A 16,542-nucleotide genomic window follows, 5' to 3' on the forward strand; every position below is an offset into this window, starting at 1 on the left:
CACGACTTACGAAGGGACGAGGAGACTCTCATGGGACACGGTGGAAACGTCATCGAAGAACTCATCGCCGACCATCGCGAGGTCGACGAACTCTTCGACAAGCTCGATGCCCAGCCGGCCGACGCCAAGCAGCGCCGGAAACTGGCCGACCAACTGACCATCGAACTCGTACGCCACTGCGTGGCCGAGGAGATGCACCTCTACCCGGCGGTGCGCGAACACGTCCCCGACGGGGGCACGATCGCGGACGGAGAACTTGCCGATCACGCGAAGGTGGAGGAGCACCTCAAGGATCTCGAAGGCGTGGACGCCGACGACGAGCACTTCGACCACCTGGTGGCAGCGCTGAAGCTCGAGGTGACCGACCATGTGAACGACGAGGAGCGCCGCCTGTTCCCGCTGCTCGCGATCGCCTGCACGCCCCAGGATCTGGACGAACTCGGTGAGAAGATCCGCACCGCGAAGAAGACGGCCCCCACCCGGCCGCACCCTTCCACGCCGGACACTCCGCCCGGAAACAAACTCCTCGGCCCCGGAACCGGCCTCGTGGACCGCGCCCGCGACCTGCTCACCGGGCGCGGGAAGGACTGACCGCCTCCGGCTCTGACCTCCGAGGGGTGTCTCGCGGGACGTGGCGGCCCACGGGCCGACCGGATGTGCCGACGCGAGAGAGCCGACGAGAACCGACGAGAACGCCGACGAGAAGAGGAGTGCCCTCGATGAGTGACGGCACCGCGACACACGGGCCTGTCCTGGCGGGAGTCGAGGAAAGCAGCTACCAGCAGGACGTGGTCCGGTACGCGGCACGACAGGCACAACTGCACCGCAGGTCCCTGCACTTGCTGAACGTCGTCGACAGCCGTGACGGATCCGGAGCGGACCGGGACGAGACCGCCTCCGGTGCCTCCCGGATGGAATCACTCGCTGCCTTGGTGCGGCAGGAGTTCCCTGACGTCCCGTCGAGCGTGGAAGGTGTGGCCGGTCGGCCCTCCGAAGTGCTTCTGGACCGTTCGGCCAAGGCGAGCCTGCTCGTGCTCGGACACCGCGGCAGCGGAGGATTCGCTCGCCTGCCGCTGGGCTCGGTCAGCCTGCAGGTGGCGACTCATGCGGACTGCCCGGTCCTGGTCGTTCGCCCCGGCGAGCGGTCCGAGGTTCCCGAGCAGCGGGTGGTGACCGGGGTCGACATCTCCGATGTGTCGGAGGCGGCCCTCGACCTCGCCTATGCCGAGGCCGCGTTGCGCGGGGCACGGCTGGAACTGGTCCACGGCAGTTTCCACTTCAGCGAGGTGCCCATCGGCCCGGGAATGGCCGCACCGGACTTCGAGGCCCTCGACGAGCTGGCGCGCCGCGTTCTCGAGGCAGAAGCGGACAAGCGCCGTGATCGCTTCCCGGAGGTCCGGACGGACATCCGCGTCGAGCGGGTCCGGCCGTCGACCGTGCTCACCGAAGCTTCACGACGGGCAAGCCTGATGGTGGTGGGCTCCCACGGGCGTACGGGCCTGCGCAGGCTGATGCTCGGGTCGGTCAGTGCCGAGACGCTGCACAGCGCGGCTTGCCCGGTGCTCGTCGTCCCGCCGAGTGACCAGGACTGACAGGGACGACACCGGTCACGCGTGCCCGCACCCGGCAGGGATCTCCGCGGGGCCGTCACCCGCGCCCGATCATGGCCGGGAAGGAGGCCCGAGTTGCCGGCGGGCCCCGTCTCGGCCGTCACGTGCAGAGGTTCTGTGAGCACGTACCCGGGCCGCTGGGACTGCCGCCGGGCGGCACCTACAGTTGCAGGGAGCAACGGCCGACAGGTCCACCCCGGCGGGGTGACAGCCCGTGACGGATGAGAGGGTCGGACGGTGAGTGAGTTGCCGAAGAACGCCCTGCAGTACCGCTTCGACGGGCCGGAAGACGCCCCTGTCCTGATCCTGGGGCCCTCCCTGGGTACCACGTGGCACATGTGGGACCGGCAGGTACCCGAACTCTCCCGTACCTGGCGGGTGTTCCGGTACGACCTGCCCGGGCACGGCGGTGCGCCCGCGCACGCCACGGACTCGATCGCCTCGTACGCCGACCGGCTCCTGGCCACGCTCGACGGCCTCGGCGTGCAGCGTTTCGGCTACGCGGGCTGTGCGCTCGGTGGCGCGATCGGCGCGGAGCTGGCGTTGCGCAACCCCGACCGGGTGGCTTCTCTCGCGCTCATCGCCGCCTCGCCGCGGTTCGGTACGGCCGACGAGTTCCGCCAGCGCGGAGTGATCGTCCGGACGAACGGCCTCGACCCGGTCGCCCGTACCTCGCCCGAGCGCTGGTTCACGCCGTCGTTCGTGCAGAACCAGCCCGCGATCACCGAATGGGCCGTGCAGATGGTGCGGACCACCGACCCGGGCTGCTACATCGCCGCCTGCGAGGCTCTCGCCTCCTTCGACATCCGTCCCGAGCTCGGCCGGATCGGCGTGCCCACCCTGGTCCTGGTCGGTTCGGACGACCAGGTCACCGGGCCCGCCGAGGCCCGCACCCTGGTCGCCGGTATACCGGACGCCCGGCTCGCGGTCGTCCCGGGCGCCTCGCACCTGGCGCCCGTCGAGCAGCCCGCAGCCGTCACCGATCTGCTCGTACGCCACTTCTCCACGGCCTGGCCGTCGGCCGGTGACACCTCCACCGGCTTCACCGCCATCGCGGCGCCGCCGGTCAAGCCGGTGATAGCGCCGATGCCCGGCGGCCCGGTCGCCGAGATCGCACCCGCGGCCGAGCAGGGTCTGCCGGTACGTCCGGACTCGTACGACACCGGGCTCAAGGTGCGCCGTGAGGTGCTCGGTGACGCGCACGTGGACAACGCGCTCGCCGGCGCCGACGCCTTCTCCGAGGACTTCCAGGACCTGGTCACCCGCTACGCCTGGGGCGAGATCTGGAGCCGTCCAGGTCTCGACCGGCGCTCGCGCAGCTGTGTCACCCTCACCGCTCTCGTCGCCGGCGGTCACCTGGACGATCTGGCCTTCCACACGCGCGCCGCGCTGCGCAACGGCCTGACTCCTTCGGAGATCAAGGAAGTCCTGCTGCAGGCCGCCGTCTACTGCGGTGTCCCGGCCGCCAACTCGGCGTTCAAGGTGGCCCAGGCGGTCATCCGCGAGGAGACGACGCCGGAGGACTGAGGCCGCCCTGCCCCGGACGACAGGAGACTCGGCCGGGGCAGGAGCAGGATGGTCGTATGGAACTGACGAAGAAGACCCATGCCTGCGTCCGCCTCGTCAAGGACGGGCGGACCCTGGTCATCGACCCCGGCGCGTTCAGCGAGCCGGACGCGGCGGACGGCGCCGACGCGATCCTGGTGACGCACGAGCATGCGGACCACTACAGCGAGGAGCGGCTGCGCGCCGTCCTCGAGGCCGCCCCCGGCACCGAGCTGTGGACCCTGCGCTCGGTGGCCGACGAGCTCTCGGCCGCCTTCCCGGGACGCGTGCACACGGTGGGGGACGGGGACACCTTCTCGGCCGCGGGATTCGACGTGGAGGTGCACGGCGAACTGCACGCCGTGATCCACCCGGACCTGCCGAGGATCACCAACATCGGTTTCCTGGTGGACGGTTCGGTCTTCCACCCGGGCGACGCGCTCACCGTCCCCGACCGGGCGGTCGACACCCTCCTGGTCCCGGTGATGGCTCCCTGGAACAAGGTCTCGGAGGTCGTCGACTACGTACGCGAGGTGGCCCCCACCCGCACCGTCGACATCCACGACGCCCTCCTCAAGGACCTGGCCCGCCCCCTCTACGACCAGCACCTGGAGAACCTGGGCGGGGCACCGCACCAGCGCCTGGGCGCGGGAGAGTCGGCCAGCCTCTGACCGGGCCGGGGCGCCCGGCCCCGGGAGGAGCCCACCCACACCGCCGGGCCCGGCGATTGTCGGACCCGGCGGGTAGGTTGTGGGACATGCGCATCGCCACCTGGAACGTGAACTCGATCACCGCCCGCCTGCCCCGCCTGCTCGCCTGGCTGGAGAGCAGCGGCACGGACGTCCTGTGCGTCCAGGAGACCAAGTGCACCGCGGAGCAGTTCCCCGCCGACGCCCTGCGCGAGCTGGGCTACGAGTCCGCGGTGCACGCCACGGGCCGGTGGAACGGCGTGGCACTGATCTCCCGCGTCGGCATCGAGGACGTCGTGCACGGCCTGCCCGGCGGCCCGGCCTACGACGGCGCCGAGGAGCCCCGCTCGGTGTCGGCGACCTGCGGCGGAGTCCGCCTCTGGTCGGTCTACGTGCCGAACGGCCGAGAGCCCGACCACCCCCACTACGCCTACAAGCTCGAGTGGTTCGAGGCCCTGCGCGCCGCCGTCGCCGGGGACGCGGCGGGCAGCCGCCCGTTCGCCATCCTCGGCGACTACAACGTCGCACCCACCGACGACGACGTGTGGGACATCGCCCAGTTCGAGGGCGCGACCCACGTCACCCCGGCCGAGCGCGCCGCCCTCACCTCGCTGCGCGAGACCGGCCTCACCGACGTGGTGCCGCGCCCCCTGAAGTACGACCACCCGTTCACGTACTGGGACTACCGCCAGCTCGGATTCCCGAAGAACCGCGGCATGCGCATCGACCTGGTCTACGGGAACGCCCCGTTCTCGAAGGCCGTCACCGATTCCTACGTCGACCGCGAGGAGCGCAAGGGCAAGGGCGCATCGGACCACGCGCCGGTGGTCGTCGACCTGGACGTGTAGTCCCGCCCGGCGCGCTCAACCCGCCAGCTCGCGCAGGTCCACGGAATCGGCGATCGCCTTCAGGCCGCCGTCCCCGGGGTGCAGATGGTCGCCGCTGTCGTAGGCGGGCAGGATCCGTGCCGGATGAGCGGGGTCGCGCAGCACCGCGTCGAAGTCGAGGACGGCGTCGTAGGCACCGCTGGACCTGATCCAGTCGTTGATCGCGCGTCGTTCGGTGTCGACGGCGGCCGTGCAGCGCTCCTCGCCCTCGCAGGGGGCGATCGTGGCGGCCACCGAACGCAACCCTCGCGACTCGGCCCGCTCGGCGATCTGCCGTAGTCCGTCGATGACTTGGGACGCGGGGTCGCCCCAGCGGATGTCGTTGACCCCCTCGAAGACGACGACCGTACGGGCCGTGGTCTGCGCGGCCACATCGCGGTCGAAGCGGTGCAGGGCGCTCACGCCGCCGGTGTCGGTGGACACGCCGTCGCCGGGGTAGCGGTCCTGGACCACGCGGTTCGCGGAGATGCCCTGGTTGAGGACGCCGTAGTGCGGGATGTCGTCCTGGGCGAGGATCCGGCGGGCAAGTACGTCGGGCCAGCGCAGGTTGGCGTCCTGGGTGGAGCCGACGCCGTCGGTGATCGAGTCACCGAGCATCACCAGCGAGCCGGGTCCGCCGCCGACGTCGACACCGGTCAGGAACGGCCAGGTGCCGATCGTCGAGGTGTACGCGGCGGCGGCTCCGTCCGCGGCGTGATCGCCCGGCTCGCTGACGTACGACTGCTGACTGGTCGCGCTGTGCACCGGTGCCGCCGTGACGGTGCCCGGCAGATGGAAGCTGACCAGGAGGTTGGCGTCGGCCGGCACGTCGAACCCGACAGGATCGCTGAACGCCTGTGCCCCGGCGGGGATTTCGGTGCCCTGCTCGCCACCGAAGCGCAGCCGCACCGGCGCGGACCGGGCGTTCGCCCCGTCCTGCTGCACTGCGACGGTCGCGCTGCCGATACGAGCCGGTGTGCCGGCGAAGGTGTTGTCCAGGCGGATGCGCACTGCGGTCCCGCCCGTGGAGGTGTGCACCACGAGCCGCAGGGTGCGGTCGGTCCAGGGCCCGACCTCGGTGTAGCCGGAGGTGGAGGTGGACCAGCTGCCGGTCAGGCCACGGGACGGCGTGCGCACCGACACGTCGAAGACATGCAGATCGGCCGCGCCGGGGTCCTCGGGGAGCCGCACCGAGGCGACGCGGCGGCCCTCGGCGATGGGCACGGTCACCACGTAGAGGCGTGCCTTCTCCGGGAGTTGGCCGTCCGGGGTGTTCACATGGGGCAGCGCCACGGACTTGGTAGCGAGCGGGCCGGTGCGCCAGTCGGGCGCGGTGAGGCGGAAGGTGCCGCGGGAGCCGTCGCGGTAGTGGACGGTGCCGATGCCGGACGCGTCGCCTCCGGTGCCGGCCACCAGGAAGGACAGTGCGTCGCCGGTGCCGCTCACCCGTACCGACTGGCCGTCGGCCCGTACGTTGTCCGGTCGTCCCGGCCGGGTGTCCGGCATGCCCGTACGGGAGGCGTCAACGGACAGGGTGTGTCCGGGAGTCCAGCCGGCCGAGGCGAGATCCTGGGCGGACAGCGAGGCTCCGGAACCGTCGAAGTCCGCACGGCCGGCCGCGGAGTCGTCGCTGACCGCACGGTTGTCGAAGTGCCGCTCCAGGGGGAGCGGCCGGGGTCTCGGCTCCGCCGCCGAGGCGCCGCCGGCCGTGGAGACCGGGACCACCCCCGCCACCAGCGCCGCCATGACGGTTCCTGCCCAGATACCTCGGCGCACGCCGGTCTCCTCCGGTCCCTGTGACGTCGGTTGCGCCATGAAGCTAAGGAGACGACAGGGACGCGTCAATGACCGACGCCTGAACTGGGCCTGAATTCACGGCGGGAGGCCTGCGGCGCGAACGCGAGAGCAGACGCCGCAACGGGTTCGGTGCCGGCGCTCGGCCGGGGAGCGCTTCGCTCGGACGAGTGACCGGCGGCTGCGTGTCATGTGCACGTGCCGATCGTTGGGCAACCCGGATCACGACGGCTTTTGTGCCCGCCTTGCCGGGTGGCACCCATCGTGACCGTTCTGCCTGTATGAGACTGGCTCTCGCGGAAAGGTTTCCGTGAGGGCCAGTTCGTTGCGGGTCACCCCGCACTCGTGGAAGGCGGTACCTGACATGGGAGGCAGCTCCGGGCCGGGCACGTGCACCCGCTGTGCCGGCCGGTCGAACTCCAGCAACCCGAAGGCGTGAGGTCGTTCATGAACATCCCTTTCCTGGACAAGTGGCGCCGCAGGCAGCCCGTCGACCCGGGCGAGGGTCTCGCGGCCGCCTTCGAGGACGACCCGCAGTCGGTCGCCGAGCTGCTCTCCGAATGTGAACTTCTGCGGTCGGAGGCGGAGCGTGCGGGCCTCGAACTCGACGACACCCCCGCCTCGTTGGACGCCCTCGACCAGCTGCCACCCACCTGGCGCGACGACGCGGAACTACTGCCCTGGCTCGGGAACGACGCGGGCCTCTACCTCGGCACGGTCCTCGTCCGCACGGTCCGGGGCGCCGCCTGGCACGTGTGGCCTGGCGGTCATCCGGTGGTCCGGCTGCCCTCGGGGCGGGAGATCCACGTCGTGGAGGCGGGTCTCGACTGGGCGGTGAACGGTGCACCCCAACTCGCCCAGGTGTACGGCGAAGCGGCCGAGGGATAGCCGTTCGCCTTACGCCGCCGGGGAGTTCAACGCCACCCCGGTAGAGCAATACGGTTAATGCCTTTTCAGTGCGTGTCGCCTGTTAAGTCCCATATTGGGCTGGATAGTTTGCGCGGACGACACGGCTGGAGAGTGGGTAGGTCGGCATGGCCGTCGATCCGTTGATCGAACTGCACGACGTCAATAAGTACTACGGGAAATTGCATGTCCTTCAGGACGTCAATCTCACCGTCGGACGCGGGGAGGTGGTGGTGGTCATCGGCCCGTCCGGTTCGGGCAAATCGACCCTGTGCCGGACGATCAACAGGCTGGAGACCATCCAGTCCGGACGCATCAACCTCGACGGACGATCACTCCCCGAGGAGGGCAAGGCCCTCGCGGGGCTGCGGGCCGAAGTGGGCATGGTCTTCCAGTCCTTCAACCTCTTCGCGCACAAGACCGTCCTGCAGAACGTCTCGCTCGCCCAGGTCAAGGTCCGGGGGCGCAAGAAGGACGAGGCGGACCGGCGCTCGCACGAACTGCTCGAGCGGGTCGGCCTCGCCGCCCACGCCGAGAAGTTCCCGGCGCAGCTCTCCGGCGGTCAGCAGCAACGCGTGGCGATCGCACGGGCGTTGGCGATGGACCCCAAGGTGATGCTCTTCGACGAGCCGACCTCCGCCCTCGACCCCGAGATGATCAACGAGGTCCTCGAGGTCATGCAGCAGCTCGCCAGGGACGGCATGACGATGGTCGTCGTCACCCACGAGATGGGCTTCGCGCGTTCGGCGGCCAACCGGGTCGTGTTCATGGCCGACGGCCGCATCGTCGAGGACCGCACTCCGGAGGACTTCTTCACCCACCCGGAGAGCGACCGTGCCAAGGACTTCCTCTCCAAGATCCTCAAGCACTGACCGGGGGTGACGGACTCATGACGCGTACCACACGTGTGCTCACCGGGCTGCTGCTCCTGCTCCTCGCCGCGGTGACGGCCTGCGGCAAGGAAGGCAGCCCGCCGGTGAAGGGCCCCCGGGCCGACCAACTGCCGCACTACGAGGTCGACAAGGCCTTCCAGCTGCCCGACTCGCCGACCTGGCGCAAGGCGAAGAGCCGCGGCTACCTGGTGGTCGGCGCCAAGGAGGACCAGCCCTACCTCGGCGAGAAGGACCCCGCATCCGGCGCCTACTCCGGATTCGACATCGAGATCGCCAAGATGGTCGGCGCCCACCTCGGCTTCGCGCCCGGCCGGGTCCGCTTCAAGACCATCGCGTCGGCCAACCGCGAGACCGCCCTGCAGAACGGGCAGGTCGACATGTACGTCGGCACGTACACCATCAACGACAACCGCAAGAGCCTCGTCGGCTTCGGCGGGCCGTACTACATGGCCGGCCAGGGGCTCCTCGTCCGCACCGACGAGGAGGACATCAAGGGCCCCGAGGGCCTCGACGGAAAGCGGGTCTGCTCGGCCGCGGGCTCCACCCCGTTCCAGCGGATCCAGGAGGACTACCCGAAGGCCACCCTCGTCTCCTACGACACGTACTCGATCTGCGTGGACAACCTGCTGACCTACCAGGTCGACGCCGTCACCACGGACGACGCGATCCTGCAGGGCTACGCGGCCAAGGTCCCCGACGAGATGAAGCTCGTCGGCAAACCGTTCTCCGAGGAGCCGTACGGCATCGGACTGCCGAAGCGCGACACGGCACTGCGCTTCGCCGTGGACGACGCCCTCGCGGCCAACGAACGAGACGGGAACTGGAAGAAGGCGTACGAGGCCACCCTCGGCCTGTCCGGGGTACCCGCACCGAACCCGCCCGCCATCGATCGCTACCCGGCGAGCTGAGGCCCAAGTGAACGTACTGACAGAGAACTTCTCCACCTACGGCGAGGGATTCCTCGGCACCGTCGAACTGACCGTGTACGCCTCGCTGTTGGCGCTCGTGCTCGGCTTCCTGATGGCTTCCTGCCGCGTCGCCCCGGTCGGCTCCTTCCGTGCGATCGGCACCGCGTGGGTGACCCTGCTGCGCAACACCCCGCTGACCCTGCTGTTCTTCGCCGTACTGCTCGGGCTTCCCCGCTTCGGACTCGTCCTGCCGTTCAAGGTGTTCGCCGTCCTCGCGCTCGGCTGCTACACCTCGGCGTTCATCTGCGAGGCGCTGCGCTCCGGCATCAACACCGTCCCCAAGGGGCAGGGCGAGGCGGCCCGCAGTCTCGGCATGAACTTCGGCCAGACCCTGTCGAACGTCGTGCTCCCGCAGGCCTTCCGCTCGGTGATCGCGCCGGTCGGCTCCAACCTCATCGCGCTCGCCAAGAACTCGGCGATCGCCGGAGCGTTCAGCGTCACCGAGTTGCTCGGCACCTACAAGACGCTCAACGAACTCGGCTACAGCATCATCTGGACGTTCGTCTGGATCGCCATCGGCTACCTGATCATCACCCTCGCCATCAGCGCGATCTTCAACATCCTCGAGAAGCGCTGGGGAGTCGCCCGATGACCGCCGCCACCGCCCACGACTCCACTGCGCTCTACGACATCCCGGGGCCCAAGACCCACCGCAGACACCTGATCTACGGATTCGTCTCGACGCTGATCATCCTCGGCATCATCGGCTGGATCATCTATCTGCTGTTCGACACCGACCAGTTCACCGCCACCAAGTGGACGCCCTTCGAGTACGAGGGCATCCAGGAGCTGCTGCTCCGCGGCCTCGGCAACACCCTCAAGGCGTTCGCCATCTCGGCCGTACTCTCGCTGGCCCTCGGTACGATCCTGGCCGTCGGGCGGCTCTCCGACCACAAGCCGGTGCGCTGGCTGGCCACGCTGCTCGTCGAGTTCTTCCGGGCCATGCCGGTCCTGGTGATGATCTTCTTCGTGTTCGTCGCGCTCAAGGTGCAGCCGCTGCCGGCGCTGGTCACCGGCCTGACCCTCTACAACGGCTCCGTGCTCGCCGAGGTCTTCCGCTCGGGCATCAACGCCGTCGAGCGCGGCCAGCACGAGGCCGCGTACGCGCTCGGTATGCGCAAGACGCAGGTCATGACCCATGTCCTGGTGCCGCAGGCGGTGCGTGCCATGCTCCCGGCCATCATCAGCCAGCTGGTGGTCGCCCTGAAGGACACCTCACTCGGCTACCTGATCACCTATGAGGAATTCCTCCACGCCGGAAAGCTGATCGCGTCGAACCTCGACTACGATCTGCCGTTCATCCCCGTGGTTCTGGTGATCTCGCCGATCTACATCGGGATGTGCATGCTCCTCTCGTGGTTCGCCACCTGGGTGGCCAGACGTCAGAAGCGCAATCCCAAGACGGAGGCCGTGGACGTCGCGACGGCCGAACCAGGAACGCTGCTGCCGGGAGGGGCGCCCCCCGCGGGGCCCAGTACCTGACGAGGGCAGCAGCCAGGGCAGGTCCGGCCCGGCAGCAGCCGGAGATCACTTCTCGCAGCGGCACCGACGCGTACGACGGGTCGGCCGTGGGGGAGGAGAAGGTCAGCTGTGCGCCGGCCGGGTTGTGCTCGATGTGGAGCGGGAGCGGGCCCGCGTCGTGGACGGCCGCGACGGGGGTGCCGCTCTCTTCTCCTTCGCACCCGGGGCGGCCCGGCTATTTGCCGCGGTGCGCGCCTCGTGTCGCGGGCGCGGCGGCGGGAGCGGGGGCCTGCGCCGCCTTGGTCACGTCGGCGACGAGTTCGACGACATCGGGGCCGTACGCCTGGGAGTTGACGACCTTGAGGAGCAGGACGAAGGAGCTGGCGCCGTGCTTGCGGGACAGCCGCTCGTGGTGGCGGGCGAGGTAGCGGGTGGCCGCCTGATTGGTGATGGCGCGCTGACCGCAGAAGAGGAAGACCGGTCTGGCCTCCTGTCCCTGGCCCGCGGTCAGCCGGGCGAGGATCGAGTACTCGGTGCTGCCGCCCTCCATCCGGTACCGCTCGCTGCCTATCTGGAAAGCGCCGCGGTCCGGGCCCGGCTCCGGGTCCGTGTTCACTCGGATGCCCGGGAGCAGCGAGTGCATATGGGCGGCCATCCGGCGGTTGGAGGCCGGACCGCCGACGCAGAACTCGGTGCGCTCGCCGAAGCCCTGCTGGGCCGCGTCGTGCGTCACCACCTGGGAGTGGGCGCCGCAGTCCTTGATGATCGCCGACAGTTCGAGCAGGGCGAACACGTCGTTGCGGGCCACGGTCAGCTCCGGTCCGCCCGCGTCGCGGTTGACCACCAGGAGGGACTCGGAATTGTCCGGCAGCCCGAAGAAGGCCTGCTTGCGCCGGAGCTTGCGCCGCCAGAGATACGTACGGGCGAACCAGCCGAGAGAGGCTGCGATCCCCGCGGCGATCACGCCGAGGACGATGTTGCGCAGGTCTTCATTCATGGGCGCGCATGCTAGCCCGAGCGCGGACCGGTGTTCGAGGGGACCTGGTGCCTCCGGACGGTGAAGTCACGCTGCGCAGGCGGACCTTGACCGCACGTGCGGATCGGACGTCTGGATGTGCGGAATTGGCGGCTCCAGTTCGCTCTGTCGTATTCCGCACGGTCACTGGGGCCCTACGGCGTTCGTCCGGCGACGTCCCCCGGGCGTCCAAAAGGTGCGCCGGTTCCGGCGCTCCGCAAGGGTGGTGCACCGAGCAACGAACCCACGGTGCCCACGAGCAATCGACTGAAGGAAAGCCTGTGCGCGCTCTCATCCCGGCGGCCCTCGTGCCCGTCCTGCTCGCCACCGCGTCGCCTCCGGCAGCGGCCGGGGACCGGGCCGGGGCGGAGGAACTCCTCGCCGAACTCTCCTCGTGCCGGCAGATCTCGCACGGCAAGTACCGTGCCGACGACGGGTCACCGGCCAGGATCCCGGTCTGTGACACGAAGGGCGCCGTGTTCTTCAAGGCCGACATGGACATCGACTGCGACGGACAAGTCAGCCGGCAGTGCAACAAGAAGAAGGACCCGCTCTTCCAGGCCGCCACCGCCTTCCAGCAGTCGGACGGCAAACCTCTGGACTCGGCCAGGCTGCCGTACGTCGTGGTACCGGGCGCGAGCAAGATCTGGAAGCACGAGGACTCCGGGATCAAGGGCGGCGCGGTCGCCGCCGTCATCCACGACGGGCACCTGACGTACGCCGTGGTCGGTGACACCGGGCCCACCGACATCATCGGCGAGGCGTCCTACGCCACGGCCAAGTCGCTCGGAATCGACCCCGACCCCGCCCGCGGCGGCACCGGATCCGGTGTCACCTATGTGTTGTTCAAGAACTCCCGGGCGGATCCGATCGAGAGCCGCGACGCAGCCGTCACCCGGGGTCGGGAACTCACCGAGCGGTTCGTACGGGGCAACTGACCGGGGCGGCAGCGGCATCCGGCTGACACCCGCACATCGTCAGGAGCAACAGATCCTGCGGGCGCGGCCGCACGGGGCGAGGCTGCCGATATGCCACGACCGAGAGCCGTACTCAGCCTCCTGTGCGCCGCGCTCCTCACGCCGGTGCTCGCCTTCGCCCCGCCCCGCGGCGCCCCGCGGCCGCCACGCCCGCCCGACCTCGGCGTACGGGAATCGGGCCGCAGCCCCGCGGCCGGCAGCGCCTTCACCCATCCGGGGGTCCTGGTCAGCCGCGACCAGCTGGACCGGGTCCGCCGCAAGGTGCGGGCCGGCGCCGAACCCTGGGCCTCCGCCTTCCAGGCCATGCGCAAGAGCCGTTACGCGGCGGAGGGCTACACCGCGCGGCCCGCAGCGGTCGTGGCCTGCAAGCCGTACGCCAAACCGGCCGCCTGCACCGCCGAGCGTGAGGACGCGATCGCCGCCTACACCCACGCACTGCTGTGGGCCCTCACCGGCGACCGCTCGCACGCGGAGCACGCCGTGCGTCTGATGGACGCCTGGTCGGCGGTCCTGAAGGACCACACGGAGGGCAACGCGGGCCTGCAGGCCGCCTGGGCGGGATCGACCTGGGCGCGAGCGGCCGAACTGATGCGCCACAGCTACGACGGCTGGCCGGCCGGCCGCGTGGAACGCTTCGAGAACATGCTGCGCCATGCCTACCTCGGCGAGTTCGACGCCGAGGTCGCCGACTACAACGGCAACTGGGATCTCACGATGACCGACGCCGCGCTCGCCATCGGCGTGTTCCTCGACGACCGCAAGACCTTCGACCGTGCCGTCGCCCGATTCCGCGCGCGCGTGCCCGCGTACTTCTATCTGCGGACCGACGGTCCGCTGCCGGTGCCGCCGCCGGGCGGTACGGCGGACAGTCCGAAGAAGATCAGGGAGTACTGGTTCGGGCAGCGCACCTTCGTGGACGGCCTGGGGCAGGAGACCTGCCGCAACTTCGAGCATGTCGGCTACGCGCTGGCCGCCACCGCGCACATCGCCGAGACGGCCCACCATCAGGGCATCGACCTGTACGGAGAGGTGAGTGAAAGGATGCGTGCCGCAGTCGAGTTGCACGCGCGGCACCAGTTGGGCGAGCCGATGCCGAAGCAACTCTGCGGCGGGAAACCGGAGCTGACGATGGGGCCCGACCTCGAGGTCATGCTCAACCATCTGGAGAACCGGCTCGGCCTTCCGGCGCCGCACGCCGAACGGCTCGCGAAGCGCATGCGGCCCGCCGGTACGGACGACCTGTTCGTTGCCTGGGAAACCCTCACCCACGCCAGGAATCCCGGGGCGTAGGCTGCGGCCGCATGAGTCTCGAGACCCTCACCACGGCGCGCTACGTCAGCCTCACCACCTACCGCAGGAACGGCGTCGCGGTGCCCACGCCGGTCTGGGCGGCACGCGACGGTGACGAACTCCTCGTGATCAGCAAGAACGATGCGGGGAAGGTCAAGCGGCTGCGCAACGACGGCCGGGTCGAGGTCACGGCCTGCGACGTGCGCGGCCGCATCGCGGAGGGTGCCGCGCATGCGACGGGCACGGCCCGGCTCCTCGACGACGCCGAACTGCCCCGAGTGCGGCGCGCGTTGTCCCGGAAGTACGGATGGCAGTTCTGGCTGACCGATGCACCGGTCCGGCTGCTTCGCGGCGGGAAGCGTCCGCATGCGGGGATCTCCGTACGGTTCGACGGGGATGCCGCGGGCGATACCGAAGGGGCCTGAGGTGCCGGGCCGTGGTCCTGGGCCCCGTGGTGACGTGGCTTTGGGCCCGGAAAAGGACCGCAGGGCCCTTGAACGGAACGTTCCGATCGAGCACTCTCACTTCCGGCGTGGCTCGCGTCCCTCCGCAAAGCGTTCGTAGCCCGTGCGTAACACCACGGGTGTCGAATACCGGTCGGTGTGGCGCGGGTCGGAAAGGTTCCGGGCGATGGGGCGGATGGCGATGACTGGGCAGCAACTACCGGGAGCAGTAGGGGAGTTCGGGGAGTACCTGCAAGGGCTCGTTGCCCGGCTCGACGCGGCTGCCGGCTGGTGCGGGGTGTTCTGGCAGCGCGATCCCGACGGGATGTCCGCCTGTTTCGAGGGGCGTGAGGTGCCGCCCTGGGACGTGGTCGAATCCCTCATCCACGATCTGGCACAGAACCGCGGGCCCGCCGAAGCGGAACAGGAGTCGATACGCGCCCGCGCCCTGCACCGCTCGGCCGTCGTGGCCCATGACGCGGACGAGGGCGCGAGGAAACTCCTCGGCGACCGCCTGGACGTCATGCGGGACGAACTGAGTTACGCGGCGGGGCGACAGCAGGAGCTCGGCGCACTGATCCACGGGGCCGCGTCCGAGGAGGCCGAGCGGCTCACCCTCGAGTTGGCGTGGGCGCGGGACGACCACGAGCGCGCTTCCGCCCGATGCGTCGAACTCCAGGTTCGGATAGGGGAGTTGGATCACCGGTCGACGGCCGCCGGGGCGATCGCGGAGTCGGCCGCCGAAAAGGTGTTCACCGCGGACGCCGAAGGGGCGCATCACTGGGGCGACGAGGAGGCCGAGGAAGAGCCGCGGCCCGATCTGCCGCCGGCGGAGATCTACCGGAGCGTGGACGTGAGCGCCCCGCGGCCGGGCGGAGCCGGCGGCTCGCCGTCGGGTACCGGGCCGGGCGGCGGCGCCGTACACGGCGGTTCACCGCAGCGGGCCAGCCGCTTCGACGATCCGTTGGGGGTGGGGGAGACGTATGCGGACGCGCCAGCCGCCACGAGTGATCCCGGCGCCGATGGGCGCGACCGCGGCGGAGCCCTCCACGGCTCACGGCCGGGGACGCCGAACGCCCAGTACGTCGCCACGCCCAGGGCCTCGGCGCCGGGGCCCGGAATTCTCACCGGGGACGAACTGCTCGCCGATTCAGGGGTGTTCACGGTCCCGGACATGCTCACCGCCTCCCGGTCGCCCGACCTGCGCTCCTCGGATGCACGGACCGCGGACGAGTCGGCAGGCCATCCGCACGCCTTCCCCGATACCGCTCCGTCGTGGGACGAACCGGTTGCGTCCGGCCGGCCCGAGGCCCGTCCGCGGGGCGCCCGTTTCGCGGGTCTCGAGGCGGACGAGGCCTCGGCTCCCGCCCTGCCCTCCCCGACGGGCGCCGCCGCCGTACCCCGGGGTGCCCGCTTCGCCGGTGCCACCGACGACGAGGCGCGACGACGGGAGGGCGGCGACCAGCTCGGCGCCATGGGGAAGCGCCCGTCCCAGACCCCCCACGAAACAGCAGAAGCGCATCGCGCCACGGCCCGCACCGTCACCGACCTGATCCGGCTGCGGGCCGAGGGCAGGGGCGGCGAGGCCCACGCGATGCTGTGCGAGGCGCTCGACTGGCCCGCCGCCCGACTCCCGCTGCTCGCCGCCGAACTGCACCGGGCCGGACTGGCGGCCGACTGGGCGACGTTCCTCTGGGAGGCCGCCTCGATGCCGCCCGAGAAGCTGGCCGCCGCGGCCGGCGCGCTCGCCGCGGTGGGCCGTGCCGAGGACTGCCGCCACCTGCTGCGCCAAGGCACCGCACGGCCCGCGCCGGAGATCGCCGAAGCGGTCCTCGCGCTCGACGCGGTCGGTCGCGCACCCGAGGCCGACGGGCTGCTCGACGCCTGCATCCGGGCCCGTACGCCGGACGACTGCGCCGCGATCGCCGTGCGCGATCCCGCACGCCTCGTACCCCGCCTGCTCAACGCCGCGAGGGACGTCTCCGGCGAGCACCACTGGGACCTGATACACGCCCTGCGCGTCGCCGGGTTGACTGCCTGACCAGGGGCGAGAGGTGCGGCCGTCGGACCACGGGGCGAGACGCC

16 protein-coding genes are annotated in these 16,542 nt (G+C 70.4%); 14 read left to right on the forward strand and 2 right to left on the reverse strand.

Annotated features, from left to right (window positions below; genetic code table 11):
• Positions 1–30: 30 nt before the first annotated feature.
• From DSC45_RS31895 to DSC45_RS31915, 5 genes are all read left to right on the forward strand, one after another.
• Positions 31–591 (forward strand): hemerythrin domain-containing protein, encoded by a 561-nt coding sequence (locus DSC45_RS31895; protein WP_119295493.1) that lies wholly within the window; start codon positions 31–33, stop codon positions 589–591.
• 128 nt (positions 592–719) lie between these two features.
• Positions 720–1,592 (forward strand): universal stress protein, encoded by an 873-nt coding sequence (locus tag DSC45_RS31900; RefSeq protein WP_119295494.1) that lies wholly within the window; start codon positions 720–722, stop codon positions 1,590–1,592.
• 255 nt (positions 1,593–1,847) lie between these two features.
• The gene (gene pcaC / locus DSC45_RS31905; RefSeq protein ID WP_119295495.1) at positions 1,848–3,137 is read left to right on the forward strand and encodes a bifunctional 3-oxoadipate enol-lactonase/4-carboxymuconolactone decarboxylase PcaDC; all 1,290 of its coding nucleotides are present in this window, start codon (positions 1,848–1,850) and stop codon (positions 3,135–3,137) included.
• 56 nt (positions 3,138–3,193) lie between these two features.
• A complete protein-coding gene (locus DSC45_RS31910) occupies positions 3,194–3,826 on the forward strand; it encodes an MBL fold metallo-hydrolase (RefSeq protein ID WP_119295496.1) in 633 nt (210 codons plus the stop codon).
• Positions 3,827–3,912: 86 nt separating this feature from the next.
• Positions 3,913–4,692 (forward strand): exodeoxyribonuclease III, encoded by a 780-nt coding sequence (locus DSC45_RS31915; RefSeq protein WP_119295497.1) that lies wholly within the window; start codon positions 3,913–3,915, stop codon positions 4,690–4,692.
• A gap of 15 nt (positions 4,693–4,707) precedes the next feature.
• Here the strand turns inward: DSC45_RS31915 and DSC45_RS31920 are convergent, their stop codons facing one another.
• On the reverse strand, positions 4,708–6,456 hold the full coding sequence (locus DSC45_RS31920) for an SGNH/GDSL hydrolase family protein (protein WP_119295498.1): 1,749 nt from the start codon (positions 6,454–6,456) through the stop codon (positions 4,708–4,710).
• Positions 6,457–6,951: 495 nt separating this feature from the next.
• Between DSC45_RS31920 and DSC45_RS31925 the strand changes: the two genes are divergently transcribed.
• The 5 genes from DSC45_RS31925 (at position 6,952) to DSC45_RS31945 (ending at position 10,753) form a co-directional block, all read left to right on the forward strand.
• Positions 6,952–7,392 carry a DUF6278 family protein gene (locus DSC45_RS31925; RefSeq protein WP_119295538.1) on the forward strand — a complete coding sequence of 147 codons (441 nt, stop codon included), beginning with the start codon at positions 6,952–6,954 and terminating at the stop codon, positions 7,390–7,392.
• Between the two features lie 146 nt (positions 7,393–7,538).
• Positions 7,539–8,282, forward strand: coding sequence for an amino acid ABC transporter ATP-binding protein (locus DSC45_RS31930; RefSeq protein ID WP_119295499.1), 744 nt, complete (start codon positions 7,539–7,541; stop codon positions 8,280–8,282).
• Between the two features lie 17 nt (positions 8,283–8,299).
• Positions 8,300–9,211: a glutamate ABC transporter substrate-binding protein gene (locus DSC45_RS31935; RefSeq protein WP_119295500.1), complete on the forward strand. Its 912-nt coding sequence runs from the start codon at positions 8,300–8,302 to the stop codon at positions 9,209–9,211.
• Positions 9,212–9,218: 7 nt separating this feature from the next.
• The gene (locus tag DSC45_RS31940; protein WP_119295501.1) at positions 9,219–9,863 is read left to right on the forward strand and encodes an amino acid ABC transporter permease; all 645 of its coding nucleotides are present in this window, start codon (positions 9,219–9,221) and stop codon (positions 9,861–9,863) included.
• Positions 9,860–10,753, forward strand: coding sequence for an amino acid ABC transporter permease (locus tag DSC45_RS31945; protein ID WP_119295502.1), 894 nt, complete (start codon positions 9,860–9,862; stop codon positions 10,751–10,753). Before DSC45_RS31940 ends, DSC45_RS31945 begins: the two co-directional genes overlap by 4 nt.
• A gap of 214 nt (positions 10,754–10,967) precedes the next feature.
• On the opposite strand, the gene DSC45_RS31950 is transcribed toward DSC45_RS31945, so the two are convergent.
• Positions 10,968–11,729, reverse strand: coding sequence for a hypothetical protein (locus DSC45_RS31950; protein WP_162929405.1), 762 nt, complete (start codon positions 11,727–11,729; stop codon positions 10,968–10,970).
• Between the two features lie 299 nt (positions 11,730–12,028).
• Here DSC45_RS31950 and DSC45_RS31955 point away from each other — a divergent pair, with 299 nt between their 5' ends.
• From DSC45_RS31955 to DSC45_RS31970, 4 genes are all read left to right on the forward strand, one after another.
• Positions 12,029–12,685, forward strand: a complete 657-nt coding sequence (locus DSC45_RS31955; RefSeq protein WP_240434964.1) for a glycoside hydrolase family 75 protein — start codon at positions 12,029–12,031, stop codon at positions 12,683–12,685.
• 90 nt (positions 12,686–12,775) lie between these two features.
• A complete protein-coding gene (locus tag DSC45_RS31960; RefSeq protein WP_119295504.1) occupies positions 12,776–14,014 on the forward strand; it encodes an alginate lyase family protein in 1,239 nt (412 codons plus the stop codon).
• An 11-nt stretch (positions 14,015–14,025) separates the two neighbouring features.
• Positions 14,026–14,439, forward strand: a complete 414-nt coding sequence (locus DSC45_RS31965) for a PPOX class F420-dependent oxidoreductase (RefSeq protein WP_119295505.1) — start codon at positions 14,026–14,028, stop codon at positions 14,437–14,439.
• A 214-nt stretch (positions 14,440–14,653) separates the two neighbouring features.
• The gene (locus tag DSC45_RS31970) at positions 14,654–16,498 is read left to right on the forward strand and encodes a hypothetical protein (protein ID WP_346426692.1); all 1,845 of its coding nucleotides are present in this window, start codon (positions 14,654–14,656) and stop codon (positions 16,496–16,498) included.
• Positions 16,499–16,542 lie beyond the last annotated feature (44 nt).

This window comes from Streptomyces sp. YIM 130001, from assembly GCF_003574445.1.
Lineage (GTDB): Bacteria > Actinomycetota > Actinomycetes > Streptomycetales > Streptomycetaceae > Streptomyces.

Bases quoted from the DNA above. Each gene is read 5' to 3' on its own strand.
- DSC45_RS31895 (WP_119295493.1), top strand. From the start codon at position 31: ATGGGACACGGTGGAAACGTCATCGAAGAACTCATCGCCGACCATCGC.
- DSC45_RS31900 (WP_119295494.1), top strand. From the start codon at position 720: ATGAGTGACGGCACCGCGACACACGGGCCTGTCCTGGCGGGAGTCGAG.
- DSC45_RS31910 (WP_119295496.1), top strand. From the start codon at position 3,194: ATGGAACTGACGAAGAAGACCCATGCCTGCGTCCGCCTCGTCAAGGAC.
- DSC45_RS31915 (WP_119295497.1), top strand. From the start codon at position 3,913: ATGCGCATCGCCACCTGGAACGTGAACTCGATCACCGCCCGCCTGCCC.
- DSC45_RS31920 (WP_119295498.1), bottom strand. From the start codon at position 6,456: ATGGCGGCGCTGGTGGCGGGGGTGGTCCCGGTCTCCACGGCCGGCGGC.
- DSC45_RS31925 (WP_119295538.1), top strand. From the start codon at position 6,952: ATGAACATCCCTTTCCTGGACAAGTGGCGCCGCAGGCAGCCCGTCGAC.
- DSC45_RS31930 (WP_119295499.1), top strand. From the start codon at position 7,539: ATGGCCGTCGATCCGTTGATCGAACTGCACGACGTCAATAAGTACTAC.
- DSC45_RS31935 (WP_119295500.1), top strand. From the start codon at position 8,300: ATGACGCGTACCACACGTGTGCTCACCGGGCTGCTGCTCCTGCTCCTC.
- DSC45_RS31945 (WP_119295502.1), top strand. From the start codon at position 9,860: ATGACCGCCGCCACCGCCCACGACTCCACTGCGCTCTACGACATCCCG.
- DSC45_RS31950 (WP_162929405.1), bottom strand. From the start codon at position 11,729: ATGAATGAAGACCTGCGCAACATCGTCCTCGGCGTGATCGCCGCGGGG.
- DSC45_RS31960 (WP_119295504.1), top strand. From the start codon at position 12,776: ATGCCACGACCGAGAGCCGTACTCAGCCTCCTGTGCGCCGCGCTCCTC.
- DSC45_RS31965 (WP_119295505.1), top strand. From the start codon at position 14,026: ATGAGTCTCGAGACCCTCACCACGGCGCGCTACGTCAGCCTCACCACC.
- DSC45_RS31970 (WP_346426692.1), top strand. From the start codon at position 14,654: ATGGCGATGACTGGGCAGCAACTACCGGGAGCAGTAGGGGAGTTCGGG.